Below are 13616 nucleotides of genomic sequence, written 5' to 3'. Positions count from 1 at the left end.
AACATATGCATAACAAGGCTGAACGTTTGAAAAAAACGAAAACACCCCCGCCGAAAGCAGGCGTCGATTACGGAGATCGGCTGCCGCCGGGCCAGGTGCTGACGGAGAAATTCCCGATTCTGCATGAAGGGGAAGTGCCGGAATATGACCTGTCCACATGGGACTTGAAGGTTTTTGGCGAAGTGCAAGAAGAGAAGGTCTTTTCTCTGGCGGAGCTTCAGGCGATGCCGCAGGTGAACACGGTCAGTGATATTCACTGCGTTACACGCTGGTCAAAGTTTGATACACCGTGGGAAGGTATCCGGTTCTCTGAATTTGTGAAGCTGCTTGGGGTTAAACCGGAAGCAAAGTATGTCATGATCCATGCTGATCATGATTACGAGACCAATGTACCGCTGGAAGAGCTGATGCATGATGATGTGCTGCTTGCGTTCAAATATAACGGTGAGCCGCTCACGCCCAAACACGGCTTCCCGCTGAGACTGGTTGTGCCGCAGCTCTACTTCTGGAAAAGTGCAAAGTGGGTGCGTGGCCTGGAATTTATGACAGAGGATCGCAACGGCTTCTGGGAAAGCAATGGCTTCCACCATTTTGCCGACCCGTTTAAGGAGCAGCGCTTCTCAGGCGAGGATCTGCCGATTCCTGAGGATGAGTGGACGAAGAAGGAGTTTGATTAACATGTTGATGCCGATATTGCAGATTCATTCGGAAGATATGCCGGCTTATGCCATTGTGTGTGGTGATCCTGCCCGGGCAGAGAAGATCTCCCGCAAGCTTGAGGATGCCAGAGAGCTGGCATTCAGTCGCGAATATCGTACATTTGTCGGAACGTATGAAGGTGCTCAGCTTGCTGTTGTCAGTCATGGTGTAGGATCACCGGGGGCAGCCGTCTGCTTCGAGGAACTGATTCGTGCCGGGGTGACAACGCTGATTCGTGTAGGCACAGCAGGTTCATATACTACCGATTATCCGGCAGGCAGCGTAATTGTCAGCACGGCAGCGGTCCGCTCGGACGGGCTGACCCGTCAGCTTGTACCAGACGGGTTCCCTGCAGTTGCAAATATCGACGTGACCAGTGCACTGGTTGCGGCAGCTCGTGAAGTGGGCAGCGAGAAAGTCGCTTCGGAGGACGAGGCTTCTTCCGTGGATGCTCATGTACCCAAGGTTGGCACAGGCATTACGGTTACGCTGGATGCATTCTTTACAGGTGTGGAGGACATTCCACATCGCAAGTACAAGCAGGCTGGAGCGATCGCTGCCGAGATGGAGATTGCAGCGCTCTACATCGTAAGCACCTTGCGCGGCGCGCGGGCTGGAGCGATCGTGGCGATTGACGGCTTCGCAGACAGTGATCTTGCTGCCGAGTATGATCCGCATACAGATGCGGTTGCCAAGGCCGTAGAGCATGAGATCGAAGCTGCGCTTCGTGCGCTCGCTGCGCTTGCTCGTCAGGATCAGGCGCAACAATAATAATAGAGCAGAGCATGCTGAGTAGCGTCCCTACGGTTATGAACCGGAAGGGACGCTATTTTTATTTTGTACCTTTTACGAGTAGAGATGTTTGTTAGTTGTATACGATACGGATGGAATAGAAGACACCATCGGAATTGAAGTTGCCTTCCACGGTAGGAGCGCCTTCTTTGGTGAAAATGGCAACATCCGAAGGGAAAGCTTTCTTTTCCACCATATGGCCATTCAGATCAATGCCGAGCAGCAGCTCTGCCTGTGCCACACCTGTCTCCTGTAATTGTCTGGCGGTGATGGCCTTCATTTTTCGATGATACTCATCTACGACCTCCTGCCCCTTGTTAAAAATATCATCTCTGAGGCCAATTGCATTCACAGCAACGACCTGATGCGAGGATTTATCTACCCCGATCCAGGTGCCGAATTTTTCATTTGTATACATAAACTCGTAAATTTCTTTGTTCCCTTTGTGTTGCAGCACTACACCGTTTAACTCATCCACAGGTAAATCGAGCTTGCCAAACACCTCTTCGGCTGCTTCAATGTCCTCTTTGGCTACATCCTTGATCGATACGTCCACTTGGGTGTAGCTGAGTTTGTTGTTGTCAAAAAAATAGGAAATTTCATTCTCCTGAATGAATCCGGAGTGAATATTGCCTTTCAGATCAACCAGCAGTTGGCTTGGGAAAGGTGTGCCAAGGACATTGAAATCCCAACCGAGGCCGTCGAGATAACTGCCTTTATCCAGCTTGTACGTTTTTTGAGTCAGCTTTTTGAGCGTTTGTTCTACTTTTTTAATAATTGCTGCCGGGGCTTCGGTTGTTTTGCTGGATGCTGCTGGTGTGGTAACGGTGGTGGCTGCTTCAGCTTTTGTTTTTGCAGCGCTTGCCGAAGGAGAGAATGGAACGATGGATATTGTGCCGATGATTCCTGCTAACGCCATGGTACTGAATACTTTGTAGATTGGCTTCACGATAAATACCTCCAAGTATAATAATTTGTCTATCCATCTATATAACACTTATAGGCAGGGCTTTTGTGACATATCACATCAATTACATCAAAAAAAAGTTAAAATTTTGCTCTGCTGAACGTGGAGAATGGCGGGTACATTTTGGCGTATTTCGAATGATATTGAAATCATTGGGTAATTATATACAGGAACAGAATCCAACATGAAATTGCAAAAGGAGGACTCACCCGATGACACAGAACAATCAACCTCAGGATGAAGCAGCGATTCGCAACAAGCTGGACGAAGATGGAGATTCCTTGATGGAGAAAAAGAAAATTTTGAACGGTGTGGATATTGAGCCGCAGGCAGATGATTGGGCAGCCAAGCCGTCACCGGTTGCTTTTAATGAAGGGAACCAGACGTCTTCCAAAAAATAAGGCCTATTCGAATAACAGATCGACAGAGCAGGTACCCCGGTGTGGTATCTGCTTTTTCATCCTTGTATAATGTTGTAAAAACGTCATTGGAAGGGTGGAGAAGAGGAAAATGGATAATGCAGTACGGATTCGAAGTGCGCAATTGGCGGATTATGCCGGAGTGTCAAGGCTGCTGGATGATCTGCATGAGATGCATGTGCAGGCAAGGCCGGACATATACAAGCCTTTGCAGACCAGGCTGGGGGAGCAGGAATATGCGGATTGGCTTGTTATGGAGCACCGCTATTGTTATGTCGCGGAGCATGTGGAAACAAAGCAGTTGATCGGATTCAGCAGCGCACAGCTGAGCGTAATTCGGGAGCATCCCCTTTTTACCGATCGCAAGATGCTCTACGTTCATGAACTGGTGGTGGATTCTACCCATAGGGGGTATGGCACGGGTAAACGCTTGATGCAAACGATGCTGGATCTGGGCCGAGAGCTGCAGGCAGACCACCTGGAGTTAACCGTGTCCACGTTTAACTCACATGCGCAGAGTTTCTATGAACAGATGGGGCTGAAGGTGCGCAGCAGCAGAATGGAATATGAGTTGTAGATACATGATGATACATACACAGAACATTCATTTTTTAAAAGAATAGAAAACTCTTGAATACCCCATGGGGGTATGTTATGCTGAGGAAAGAATGAATGAAAAGGGGTGTTATGATGGAACATCAAAGCCATCCCGAAGAGCCTGTATTTAATGCTGGGGAGGGTTCTGCCAAAGTTATGCAAGCAGATGCACCAGTGCAGACAAATGCACATGAAGGCGGAATTTCAGCCTCCAATGATCAGGCGGGTTCAGTACAGCAGTCTGAGCAGCAAGCAGCTGATACATGCCACGCGGTGAATCTTGATCAGAACGGCAAGCCTGTTCGTCAAAGCCACCATTCCCAGGAGATGAAGAGCAATCTGATCTCTCGTTTGAACCGGGTCGAGGGCCAGATTCGCGGCATCAAAGGTTTGATTGAGAAGGACACATATTGTGATGATGTGTTAACCCAGATCGCGGCAGCGCAGTCTGCGCTGAATTCCGTAGGCAAGCTTCTGCTGGAAGGGCATATGAAGAGCTGCATTGTGGAACGTATCCAGGCTGGTGAACACGAGGTTGTGGATGAATTGCTGGTTACTGTCAGGAAGCTGATGAAGTAAGCCGCAGGTGATACCAGTTGATAAAGCTGTGAAATCAAATACAAATATATCCGAGGAGGAATAGAATATGTCTAATGTTACGTTGAATGTCAAAGGAATGTCTTGCAATCACTGCGTGAAGTCCGTTGAAGAAGCGGTGAAAAGCGCTGGGGCAAGTGGTCAGGTGGATCTGGCAGCCGGAACGGTAGCCGTAGAATATAATGAGCAGACCGTTACAGTAGATCAGATCAAAGCTGCAATTGAAGACCAGGGATATGACGTAGTGTAAGGTGGTCCAAAGGATCATTTTAAGATGAGATAAATATGTATAGCTGTTATAGCGGTGAAAGGCTTAAGCCATATGAATTTAGGGCGGTTTAAGCCTGATTTTCCGTCTGAAATATACCCCTACAGGGTATATGGGATTTGGATTTTTTGAAAGGAGATGACATGATGACAAACGCATCTGAACAAGCAGAGCCTGCTCACACTCCGGCGGCCCAGCCGGGTCTGAAGACAACGCTGCACATCACGGGCATGACCTGTGCAGCATGCTCAACACGTGTGGAGAAGGGGCTTTCCCGCATGGAAGGTGTGCATGAAGCTAACGTGAACCTGGCCATCGAACAGGCGACAATCTCATACGATCCCAAAACAACAAACGTCAACGCTCTGCGAGACAAGGTTGCGGCACTGGGGTACGGTACGGTGACCGAATCCGTGGATCTGGATATTACGGGCATGACCTGTGCGGCCTGTTCTGCACGGATCGAGAAGGGGCTGTCCAGGCTTCCGGGCGTGACACAGGCCAACGTCAATCTGGCACTGGAGACAGGGCATATCGAATATGCCGCCGGAACGCTCAAACCTTCCGATATCACGGCCAAGATCAAACAGCTCGGCTATGGTGCACAATTACAGTTAACACAGGAGGAATCGACCTCGGTTCGCGAGCAGGAGCTGCAGCGCAAGAAGTGGAAGTGGATCATCTCTGCAATTTTGTCCGTTCCGTTATTGTGGGCCATGGTAGGGCATTTCTCGTTTACTTCGGGAATATATGTGCCAGAGCTGTTTCTGAATCCGTGGTTCCAGCTGCTGCTCGCTGCCCCGGTGCAGTTTGTGATCGGATGGCAGTTCTATGTGGGTGCGTACAAGGCGCTCCGCAACGGCAGTGCAAATATGGATGTGCTCGTTGCACTCGGGACCAGCGCCGCATTTTTCTACAGTCTTTACCTGACATTAACGAGCGGATATCTGCCTGCTCTCGGTACAGGTCAAGGAATGGATCATGGTGCGATGGGCAGTGATATGGGCGTTGCTGCCGCTCCAATGCCTATGGTGGAGCTGTATTATGAGACCAGTGCCATTCTGATTACATTGATTTTGCTTGGAAAATGGTTCGAGGCTGTGGCGAAGGGCCGCTCTTCACAGGCAATCAAAAGCCTGATCGAATTGACCCCGCGTGAAGCACGCGTTATTCGTGACGGAGAGGAAGTGCTGGTTCCTGCCGCTTATGTAGCTGTGGGCGAGCTGGTTCTGGTCAAGCCGGGAGACAGCATCCCGGTAGACGGGATTGTAGAAGAAGGGCTATCGTCTGTAGATGAGTCCATGCTGAGTGGTGAAAGCCTGCCTGTAGATAAAAAGCCTGGTGACCCCGTTACCGGCGCAACAATGAACAAAAACGGTGTTCTTCGCATCCGGGCAACCCGGGTAGGCTCGGACACAGCTCTGTCGCAGATTATCAAGGTGGTTGAGCAAGCACAAGGCTCGAAAGCGCCAATTCAGCGGATTGCCGATGTAATCTCGGGGATATTTGTACCCATTGTTGTGGGGATTGCAGCACTGACCTTTGTGATCTGGTATCTGTTTGCAAGCCCGGGTGACTTTGCTGGTTCGCTCGAGAAGGCGATCGCTGTGCTCGTTATCGCTTGTCCATGTGCGCTTGGGCTTGCAACACCAACCTCTGTCATGGCTGGATCGGGCCGGGCGGCGGAATACGGCATCCTGTTCAAGGGTGGTGAGCATCTGGAATCTGCGCAGCAGATTCAAACGGTCGTGCTCGACAAGACGGGAACCGTTACCCAGGGCAAGCCTGTGTTAACCGATGTGATCACCGCACCGGGCTGGACGGAAGCGGAGCTGCTTCAACGTGTCGGAGCGGCGGAGTATAGCTCGGAGCACCCGTTAGCCGAGGCGATTGTAAGCGGCATTCGGGAGAAAGGTTTGCTTTTAAATGCAGCAGAATCGTTTGAGAACATGCCAGGATATGGCGTGCGTGCTATGGTTTCCGATGAGGAAATTCTGGTGGGGACCCGCCGCCTGCTTGCCGATGCACAAGTAGAAGTGCCAGAGGAAATGCTGCAGCAGATGAATCAGCTGGAGGAGCATGGACGCACAGCAATGCTCGTTGCTGCTCGGGGGCAATGGGCAGGTATCGTTGCGGTAGCGGATACGATCAAGGATACTTCCCGGGAAGCCATTGCACGACTTCAGGCTATGGGAATTGATGTCATCATGATTACAGGAGACAATGAACGAACAGCCAGAGCTGTAGCGGAACAAGCGGGCATTGGGCACGTACTGGCAGAAGTGCTGCCAGAGGGCAAAGCGACAGAAGTGAAGAAATTACAGGAGAGCGGCCGCAAGGTAGCGATGGTCGGAGATGGTATCAATGATGCTCCTGCGCTGGCTACTGCGGATATCGGCATGGCGATTGGAACCGGAACGGACGTAGCGATGGAAGCGGCAGATATTACGCTGATGCGCGGTGACCTGAACAGCATTGCAGATGCGATTGAGATGAGCCGCCGCACGATGGGCAATATCAAGCAAAACCTGTTCTGGGCGCTTGGTTACAATGTCATTGGCATACCGATTGCAGCAGCAGGGTTCCTGGCTCCTTGGCTAGCCGGTGCTGCAATGGCGTTCAGCTCGGTGTCGGTTGTACTGAATGCGCTGCGTTTGCAGCGGTTGAAGCTGAATCGGGAAAAACTTTAAACGCAAAGAAAACAGTGTGTGAAACAAACCGGATAACAGCTTGATAGAAATGCGCGGTTGGCTTCACGGCGGACCGTGTATTTTTTTTCACTACATATGGAGGATAAGATGGAAGATATGGAATCGGAACCAGGGTTGAGGAGAATAATGTTTGGAATAAACATATTATTTCCTGAAAACAACGATAAATTTTCTGAATTTCATGAAAATGTATTGACAATATAGACATATGCCTTTAAAATTTAAACGATTGTTTGATTCAAACGATTGTTTGATTCAAACGATTGTTTAAATCAAATTAGAACTATTTCGAAGATGGAGGAACCTATTATATGCTGCAAGCTTTACGTACATTATTTAAAAAACCGCCAGTGATTGTAGGCATAGCTACTGCACTGATGTTTCAGGTTATCTTTAGCGTGATCTGGATGACTGCATATTCCGGTGTCAATGACCGAACCAAGGAATTGACCGTAGCCATTGTAAACGAGGATGGTGAATTATCCAAAGGTATTGCCGATCGGTTGGCAGAGACGCTGCCATTCCACACGGTTGCCAATCTGAGTGCAGCTGAGGCGCTGGATCAGTTGGAGCATCATCAAGTGCACATGGTATTGGACATTCCGGCTGGATTCAATGAGTCCCTTCAGACGGCTGGCTCCACTGCCGAGATCAAATACACCATTAACGAAGCCAACCCGGTGACGATTAAAAGCATGATGCAAGGTGTGTCGCAGAGCGTAACCAACACAATGAACAAACAAGCTTCTGCCCAAGGAGTGCAGACCGTTCTGACCGCTTCGGGTGCTCCTGCGGATCAGGCCGCTCAGGCAGCAGCGAATCTGACAAACCGTGTAGAAGGCAAAACAACATCCATCAACCCGGTGAACGGCATGAACAATCAGATGGTACCTATGATGATGGTGCTTGCATCTTATGTCGGTGCGATGATCATGGGCATGAATCTGCAGATAGCAATGGGAATGTTGTCTTCGATGTTTTCCCGTCTAACGCTGTTCGGTGCCCGGGCAGTAATCAATGTGGGTTCTGCACTTGTGGTATCCTTGCTCGGATCTTCCCTCATTGTGGCTCTCGGTGGACAGATTGAACAAGGGTTTGTTGCATTCTGGTTATTCCAGGCATTGTTCCTGTGTACCTTTATGTTCTTCTCCCAGTTCTTCCTGATTTGCTTTGGTCCGGCAGGCAGCCTGTTTAACATCATCGCATTGTCCCTGCAGCTGGTATCATCGGGTGCTATGGTACCACGCGAACTGCTGAACAGCTTCTATAGTGGAATTGGTCATTACTTGCCTGCGACTTATGCGGTTCAGGGCATTCTAAGCGTTCAGCTCGGAGGTCCTGGCGTGCAATCTGCAGCAGGCTCCATCGTGATTGTACTGCTCGTTGCTGTGGTGTTGTCTCTGGCCGTGACATTGTTGAAAAAAGGACGTAAGCCGGCGGTTGCACCAAGCCCGGCTCCAGCAAACAGCTAAGCTTCGCAGATGCTGTAGCAATCGCACTATACACACACCAAGCACCCCGGTGATTTTCATCGGGGTGCTTGGTGTAATATAATAGATAGAATGAAGTGAGTGCTTGCAGCCGGAGGGATGGGCTGAAGCAGCTGACACTGAACGGATAAGAGGAGAGAAACAAATGACGGAACCGGAATTGGATATTAAAACAAGGATATTGCTTGCAGCCAAAAAACTTTTTGCTCTGCAGGGGTATGACGGGACAAGCGTTCGTCAAATCTGTGATGAGGCGGGAGCGAATGTGTCGCTGGTATCTTATCACTTCGGCGGCAAAGAAAAGGTGTTTGATGCGTTATTTGAGCATTTTTTCCCCGAGCATATTCTGAGTAGGCTGGCTGCAGAATCGATGTCTCCAATTGAAGGTATCCGCCGAATTGTCGGTGAGGTCGTGAGGTTTACGATGACGGATCGCGAGATGAGTGACATTGTGCAGCTGGAAATTACACTTCGCACTCACCGGACCACAACCGTATTTCAGTACCTTGACCCGGTCTGGAATAAAGTGAAGGAATACCTGCAGCAAGGCAAAGATCAGGGATTGTTTCAAATTGAATCCGCTTCGTACGCCATGCTTCAGGTTATGGGAGCAGCGCTCGCACACAAGCGGGCCAAGCACTCGCGGTTTGGTTTTGATTATGAGGACATGAATACAGAAGAGCTTGCCGAACAGACGGTGGAGTTCGTACTTCGAGGATTGGGAGTGAGCAGCCATGAATGAAACGATTGAATTAATGATGAAACACCGCTCTGTGCGCAAATTCAAGCCGGACCCGGTTAGTGAAGAGCAGCTCGCTGCCATTGTTGCAGCGGGACAGATGGCATCCTCATCAAGCAATGTACAGGCGTATTCGGTTATTGCTGTAACGGATCAAGAGCGGAAGGCCAAACTGGCCGAGCTTGCAGGAAATCAGGCGTATATCAATGAATGTCCGGTGTTTCTCGTATGGTGTGCTGACTTGTACCGTCTGCAGGATGCAGCGAAACGACACCTTCCCGAGAAGGAAACATATGCGGATTCAACCGAGAATTTCATGGTAGCTACGATTGATGCTGCACTGGCCTCCCAGAATGCCGCGCTTGCAGCGGAATCCCTTGGCTTTGGTATTGTATACATCGGTGGACTTCGCACCCGTATTGAAGAAGTGGCTGAGCTGCTCGAATTGCCAGATGGCGTATACCCTGTATATGGCATGTGCATCGGAGTTGCGGATCAGGAGACGGGCATTCGTCCACGGCTGCCGCTCAAGGCCGTACTCCATCATAACCGCTACCAGCCTGAGCAGAGCTTGCAAGGGGTTCAGGAGTACGATGTTATAACGACGGAATACTTGAAGGAGCGGACGAACGGGGAACGCACAACCCCATGGTCTGAATTGATGGCAAAGCGTCTGACCGAACCGGCACGTATGCAAGTAAGAGCATTTCTGGTGCGCAGAGGTTTCCTGAAGCGGTAATGCGAGGTTGTCTTCAAGATGAAAAATAGCCAGTCGGTCATGACTGAACGGTATCCCCTTCGTTCGTTGGATTCTGCCAACGTATAACTTAGGTGAGAGAGTTCAGAATGAGGTAGACTGGCTCTTTGCTTTGATGTACGATAGCGCTACAATCACTGTATAAGTTGAACTATTCGTTTACACGTTAACGGAGAGGACAGAAAAAAACTGAAAAAGCGAAGCGGTCGCCTGAAAGCTTTCTGCAAGAAAGCTGCATCGGAAGCATACGCTTATCACCGGATTTTCTTTTGCTATTCCGGCAGACGGTAGAAGCGTTTCGTATTCCGGTAAAACAGACGTGCTGCTCGCTCGGTGCCCATCCCCGTAATCTCACTCCAGGCCTGAATCACCTGACGAGTCATGACGGGATGTGTCATACGTCCCTGAAACGGTCCTTCAAAGGGCCATGGCCCATCCGTCTCTGCCATCACTTGCTCCGCAGGATACTGCCGCGCCAGCTCGCGAATCTCGGTTTCATACTGAATATCCGGTGTGAAGGAGATGAAATATCCGTTGTTTGCCATGCGCCGGATGGTCTGCTTGGCTCCTTTGAACCAGTGGAAGTGTGCTCGCGTAAACTGATGTTTTTCGAGCAGATCGCAGGCTATCTCTGCATCCTCATACACAGCATGCAGAACAATCGGTTTATTGTGCCTTTTGGCTAACAGAATGAACTGCTCCAGCAGATCTACATAACCACTCTGATCAAAGTCTAGGCCTGCTCGGCGGGCTTCTTCACGATTATAATAGGGCAAGCCGACCTCTCCAATGGCTGCAGCATGTTCAATGTGCTCTTCGATCCAGCGAAAGAGCTGCTCTTGTTGGTTTGCGGATGGCAGCGGCTGCTCGGGATGATATCCGAAGGCTGGAAAAATGGAACGTGCATACTGCTTGGCAAGCTCCAGGTTCGCCTGAGCAGAAGCTAAATCCATAGAAACGGCGATCACGGCTTCAACCTGATGATTCGGCAAGCTGAGTAGCAGCTCAATTCGTTCCTCTGGAGTATACTTATCCAAATGAATATGAGCGTCGATTAACGGTGCGAATGCTTGAGAGTGCATGAGGGAATCCTCCTTGTATCGGTTTACATAGTATATAACGCCAATTCCCATCACATGGATCACCTAATGGAGGAAAAATTAACTAAAAAACCCGCGCTATCCAAATATCAAGATAGGCGGGCTTTCTGCTGTTCTTCTTTCATCCACTGGGCAATTTGCCGTTTGCGTTCGAGAAAAGCAGGGTCCTCGGTTATCTCCTCTCGTCTTGGACGTTCAAAAGGAACCTGAACCTCGTGCAGCACAGCTGCTGGCCGATTGGATAACACATACACCCGATCCGCCAGCAGCAGCGCCTCCTCGATATTATGCGTGATGAACAGCACCGAGCGGCGGTTCTGTTCCCAGATATCCAGCAGCCAGCGCTGCATGTCGCTTCGGGTCAGGGCATCGAGCGCACTGAATGGTTCATCCAGCAGCATCAGCTCCTGCGGGCTGAGCAATGCACGCAGGAAAGCCACACGCTGCTGCATCCCGCCTGACAGCTGATGAGGATATGCCCGCTCGAATCCGGCAAGACCAACGCTGCCTAGCCACTGCCTGGCCTCGGCGAGAGCCTCGGGGCGCTGAGCCGGTAGAGCATTGGAGGCAGTGAAAGCTGCGGCAGAGGCTACCTCGCCCGCGAGCAGCACATTGTCCTCAATCGTCCGCCAAGGGAAGAGGGCAGGCTGCTGCGGCATATAACTGATATGCCCGCGCTGCCCCGTAACCGGCTTGCCGTTCATCCGCACCTCGCCCGCCTGCGGATTCAACAAACCGCCAATGATGTGGAACAAGGTGCTTTTACCGCAGCCGGACGGGCCAACGATGGCGACAAATTCCCCCTTCTCCACCGTGAGGGACAGCCCGTTTAGCACGGGCAGCTTACGCCGCCGTTCCTTGAAAGATACATGCACATCCACGATATCCAGCGCAGGCGGAACAGATGCAACTGCCGAATTAGACGTGCGTGCAGTATCGGTTGGACCAGCAACCTGAGTGGCGACAGAAGCAAGGCGAGCATCATGCGTATTGGATATGCCTGCTCCAGTCAACGCTGTGTGACCGTGTTTGGTCGCTTCTATGCCTGTATCTGGTTTGTCCTGTAGCTGTTTCATTTGGTGATCACATCCTAAGTACAGACTCGTGGTACAGGTTTAACGTTTTTGCGGACGCCAGCGTACAAGTAGCTTTTCCAGCAAGGCAATGAGCAGGAACAGCAGCAGGCTGAGCGCCACAATAATCATGATCGCTACAAAGAGACGATCTGTACGGTACGCTGACTTTTGCAGCATCATATAATAGCCGATGCCTTTGTCTGCACCGATCCATTCGGCAATGATTGCACCCATCACGCTGTAAGTGGCGGCAATTTTGATGCCGGAAAATACCGATGGCAGGGCATGAGGAAGCTCCAGCTTCCAGAAGATATGATGGCGCTTCGCGCCAGCCATACGCATGTAGTTCATCATCGCAGCATCGGTGCGTGTGAGTCCGTCCATAGCGGCGACCGCTACCGGGAAAAAGCAGACCAGAATAATCGTAATCAGCTTGGGTAGCAGGCCAAAGCCAAACCAGATCAGCAGAAGCGGTGCCAGCGCGATGGTCGGAATATTTTGACTAAGAATAAGTAAAGGATACAAGGCTGATTTGAGAAAAGGAATGAGATGCAGCACCATCGCAATGACCAGGCCAACGGCTGTTCCGGCCGCAAAGCCGATCAGGGTTAATTGGATCGTTGCAGAGGCATGCATGCCGAGACGATCGGCCTGTGAAGCTGCTTCACGAGCGATGTCGGACGGCGCAGGCAGCATCCATTTCTCAATATGGAACAGGGAAACCGCCCCTTGCCATATCGCAATAAAGAGAATAACCGCCACAAGTGGCGGCCATACACTTTTGAAATAGGCAGACATTAGCGGTATTTCTCCGTCAGCATATCCATGCTGAACCCGTCTGGACTGTGTGCGATTTTGATCTGGGAGATGATGCTTGGACTGCCGGCTTCCACAAGCACCTCATGCATTTTGCGGACCACTTCCAGTAGTTCCTCAAGTTCGCCCTCCATCGTGGTGTCGAGTGCATTAACCTGATATTTCAAGCCGGACTGCTGAATCACTTCAATCGCGCGGTCTACATAAGGGTATGAATTCTCGCCGTTTGGCGTTTTCGGTATCACTTGAATGCTGAGTAACGTGCTTGCCATGAGAGATCAAGACTCCTTTCGGGTGTGGGGGGGATAAGTAGAATAGTGATTGTACACATTGCCACTCCGAGTGCAGTCCCCTCTACGATCGCTGTTATCCCCAGATTTTTTTGATTCCCTTTTCAAAGGGAAAAATCCGGTGATAAAGGCGACCGCTTCGCTTCTTCTGAGGGGTCTGTACTCTCCGTTCTTGTGTACAAAAAATCAACTTATCCATTGTGTTTAGCAAATAAATCAAGAGAAAGCGCAAGCTTCCGATGTAGCTTTCTTACAGAAAAAGCTATAGGCGATCGCTTCGCTTCTACACTTTACGTTT

General features: G+C 50.4%; 15 protein-coding genes. 10 read left to right on the top strand and 5 right to left on the bottom strand.

Features of this window, described 5'->3' with window-relative positions; genetic code table 11:
• Positions 1 to 5 precede the first annotated feature (5 nt).
• Entirely contained in the window at positions 6 to 677 is a 672-nt protein-coding gene (locus ACQSGY_RS22310; RefSeq protein WP_145405605.1) for a sulfite oxidase-like oxidoreductase, read from the top strand.
• Position 678: 1 nt separating this feature from the next.
• On the top strand, positions 679 to 1470 hold the full coding sequence (locus ACQSGY_RS22305; protein WP_427180806.1) for a nucleoside phosphorylase: 792 nt from the start codon (positions 679 to 681) through the stop codon (positions 1468 to 1470).
• A 94-nt stretch (positions 1471 to 1564) separates the two neighbouring features.
• Here ACQSGY_RS22305 and ACQSGY_RS22300 read toward each other — a convergent pair whose 3' ends face one another.
• Entirely contained in the window at positions 1565 to 2440 is an 876-nt protein-coding gene (locus ACQSGY_RS22300) for a hypothetical protein (protein WP_427180804.1), read from the bottom strand.
• 230 nt (positions 2441 to 2670) lie between these two features.
• Here ACQSGY_RS22300 and ACQSGY_RS22295 point away from each other — a divergent pair, with 230 nt between their 5' ends.
• From ACQSGY_RS22295 to nfsA, 8 genes are all read left to right on the top strand, one after another.
• Positions 2671 to 2859 (top strand): hypothetical protein, encoded by a 189-nt coding sequence (locus ACQSGY_RS22295; RefSeq protein ID WP_111269315.1) that lies wholly within the window; start codon positions 2671 to 2673, stop codon positions 2857 to 2859.
• A 109-nt stretch (positions 2860 to 2968) separates the two neighbouring features.
• Positions 2969 to 3454 (top strand): N-acetyltransferase family protein, encoded by a 486-nt coding sequence (locus tag ACQSGY_RS22290; protein ID WP_427180802.1) that lies wholly within the window; start codon positions 2969 to 2971, stop codon positions 3452 to 3454.
• A 293-nt stretch (positions 3455 to 3747) separates the two neighbouring features.
• Positions 3748 to 4053: a metal-sensitive transcriptional regulator gene (locus ACQSGY_RS22285; protein ID WP_427180957.1), complete on the top strand. Its 306-nt coding sequence runs from the start codon at positions 3748 to 3750 to the stop codon at positions 4051 to 4053.
• A 67-nt stretch (positions 4054 to 4120) separates the two neighbouring features.
• A complete protein-coding gene (locus ACQSGY_RS22280) occupies positions 4121 to 4321 on the top strand; it encodes a copper ion binding protein (RefSeq protein ID WP_111269313.1) in 201 nt (66 codons plus the stop codon).
• Between the two features lie 164 nt (positions 4322 to 4485).
• Positions 4486 to 7029 (top strand): heavy metal translocating P-type ATPase, encoded by a 2544-nt coding sequence (locus tag ACQSGY_RS22275; protein WP_427180955.1) that lies wholly within the window; start codon positions 4486 to 4488, stop codon positions 7027 to 7029.
• A 332-nt stretch (positions 7030 to 7361) separates the two neighbouring features.
• Positions 7362 to 8522, top strand: coding sequence for a YhgE/Pip domain-containing protein (locus tag ACQSGY_RS22270; RefSeq protein ID WP_427180800.1), 1161 nt, complete (start codon positions 7362 to 7364; stop codon positions 8520 to 8522).
• A gap of 163 nt (positions 8523 to 8685) precedes the next feature.
• Positions 8686 to 9282: a TetR family transcriptional regulator gene (locus tag ACQSGY_RS22265; protein WP_427180798.1), complete on the top strand. Its 597-nt coding sequence runs from the start codon at positions 8686 to 8688 to the stop codon at positions 9280 to 9282.
• On the top strand, positions 9275 to 10018 hold the full coding sequence (nfsA, locus tag ACQSGY_RS22260) for an oxygen-insensitive NADPH nitroreductase (RefSeq protein ID WP_427180796.1): 744 nt from the start codon (positions 9275 to 9277) through the stop codon (positions 10016 to 10018). Before ACQSGY_RS22265 ends, nfsA begins: the two co-directional genes overlap by 8 nt.
• Positions 10019 to 10308: 290 nt before the next feature.
• Here the strand turns inward: nfsA and ACQSGY_RS22255 are convergent, their stop codons facing one another.
• The 4 genes from ACQSGY_RS22255 to ACQSGY_RS22240 all read right to left on the bottom strand — a co-directional run bounded on the left by ACQSGY_RS22255 (position 10309) and on the right by ACQSGY_RS22240 (position 13300).
• The gene (locus ACQSGY_RS22255) at positions 10309 to 11118 is read right to left on the bottom strand and encodes a TatD family hydrolase (RefSeq protein WP_427180794.1); all 810 of its coding nucleotides are present in this window, start codon (positions 11116 to 11118) and stop codon (positions 10309 to 10311) included.
• Between the two features lie 107 nt (positions 11119 to 11225).
• The gene (locus ACQSGY_RS22250) at positions 11226 to 12212 is read right to left on the bottom strand and encodes an ABC transporter ATP-binding protein (RefSeq protein ID WP_427180792.1); all 987 of its coding nucleotides are present in this window, start codon (positions 12210 to 12212) and stop codon (positions 11226 to 11228) included.
• Between the two features lie 39 nt (positions 12213 to 12251).
• The gene (locus tag ACQSGY_RS22245; RefSeq protein ID WP_111269307.1) at positions 12252 to 13010 is read right to left on the bottom strand and encodes an ABC transporter permease; all 759 of its coding nucleotides are present in this window, start codon (positions 13008 to 13010) and stop codon (positions 12252 to 12254) included.
• On the bottom strand, positions 13010 to 13300 hold the full coding sequence (locus tag ACQSGY_RS22240) for an MTH1187 family thiamine-binding protein (protein ID WP_427180790.1): 291 nt from the start codon (positions 13298 to 13300) through the stop codon (positions 13010 to 13012). The genes ACQSGY_RS22245 and ACQSGY_RS22240 overlap by 1 nt, the downstream gene beginning before the upstream one ends.
• Positions 13301 to 13616 lie beyond the last annotated feature (316 nt).

The organism is Paenibacillus sp. TC-CSREp1, assembly GCF_050171015.1.
Taxonomy (GTDB): Bacteria; Bacillota; Bacilli; order Paenibacillales; family Paenibacillaceae; genus Paenibacillus; species Paenibacillus silvae.
Note: the sequence above shows the minus strand (reverse complement) of the source record. Positions and strands in the feature narration are given on the sequence as shown.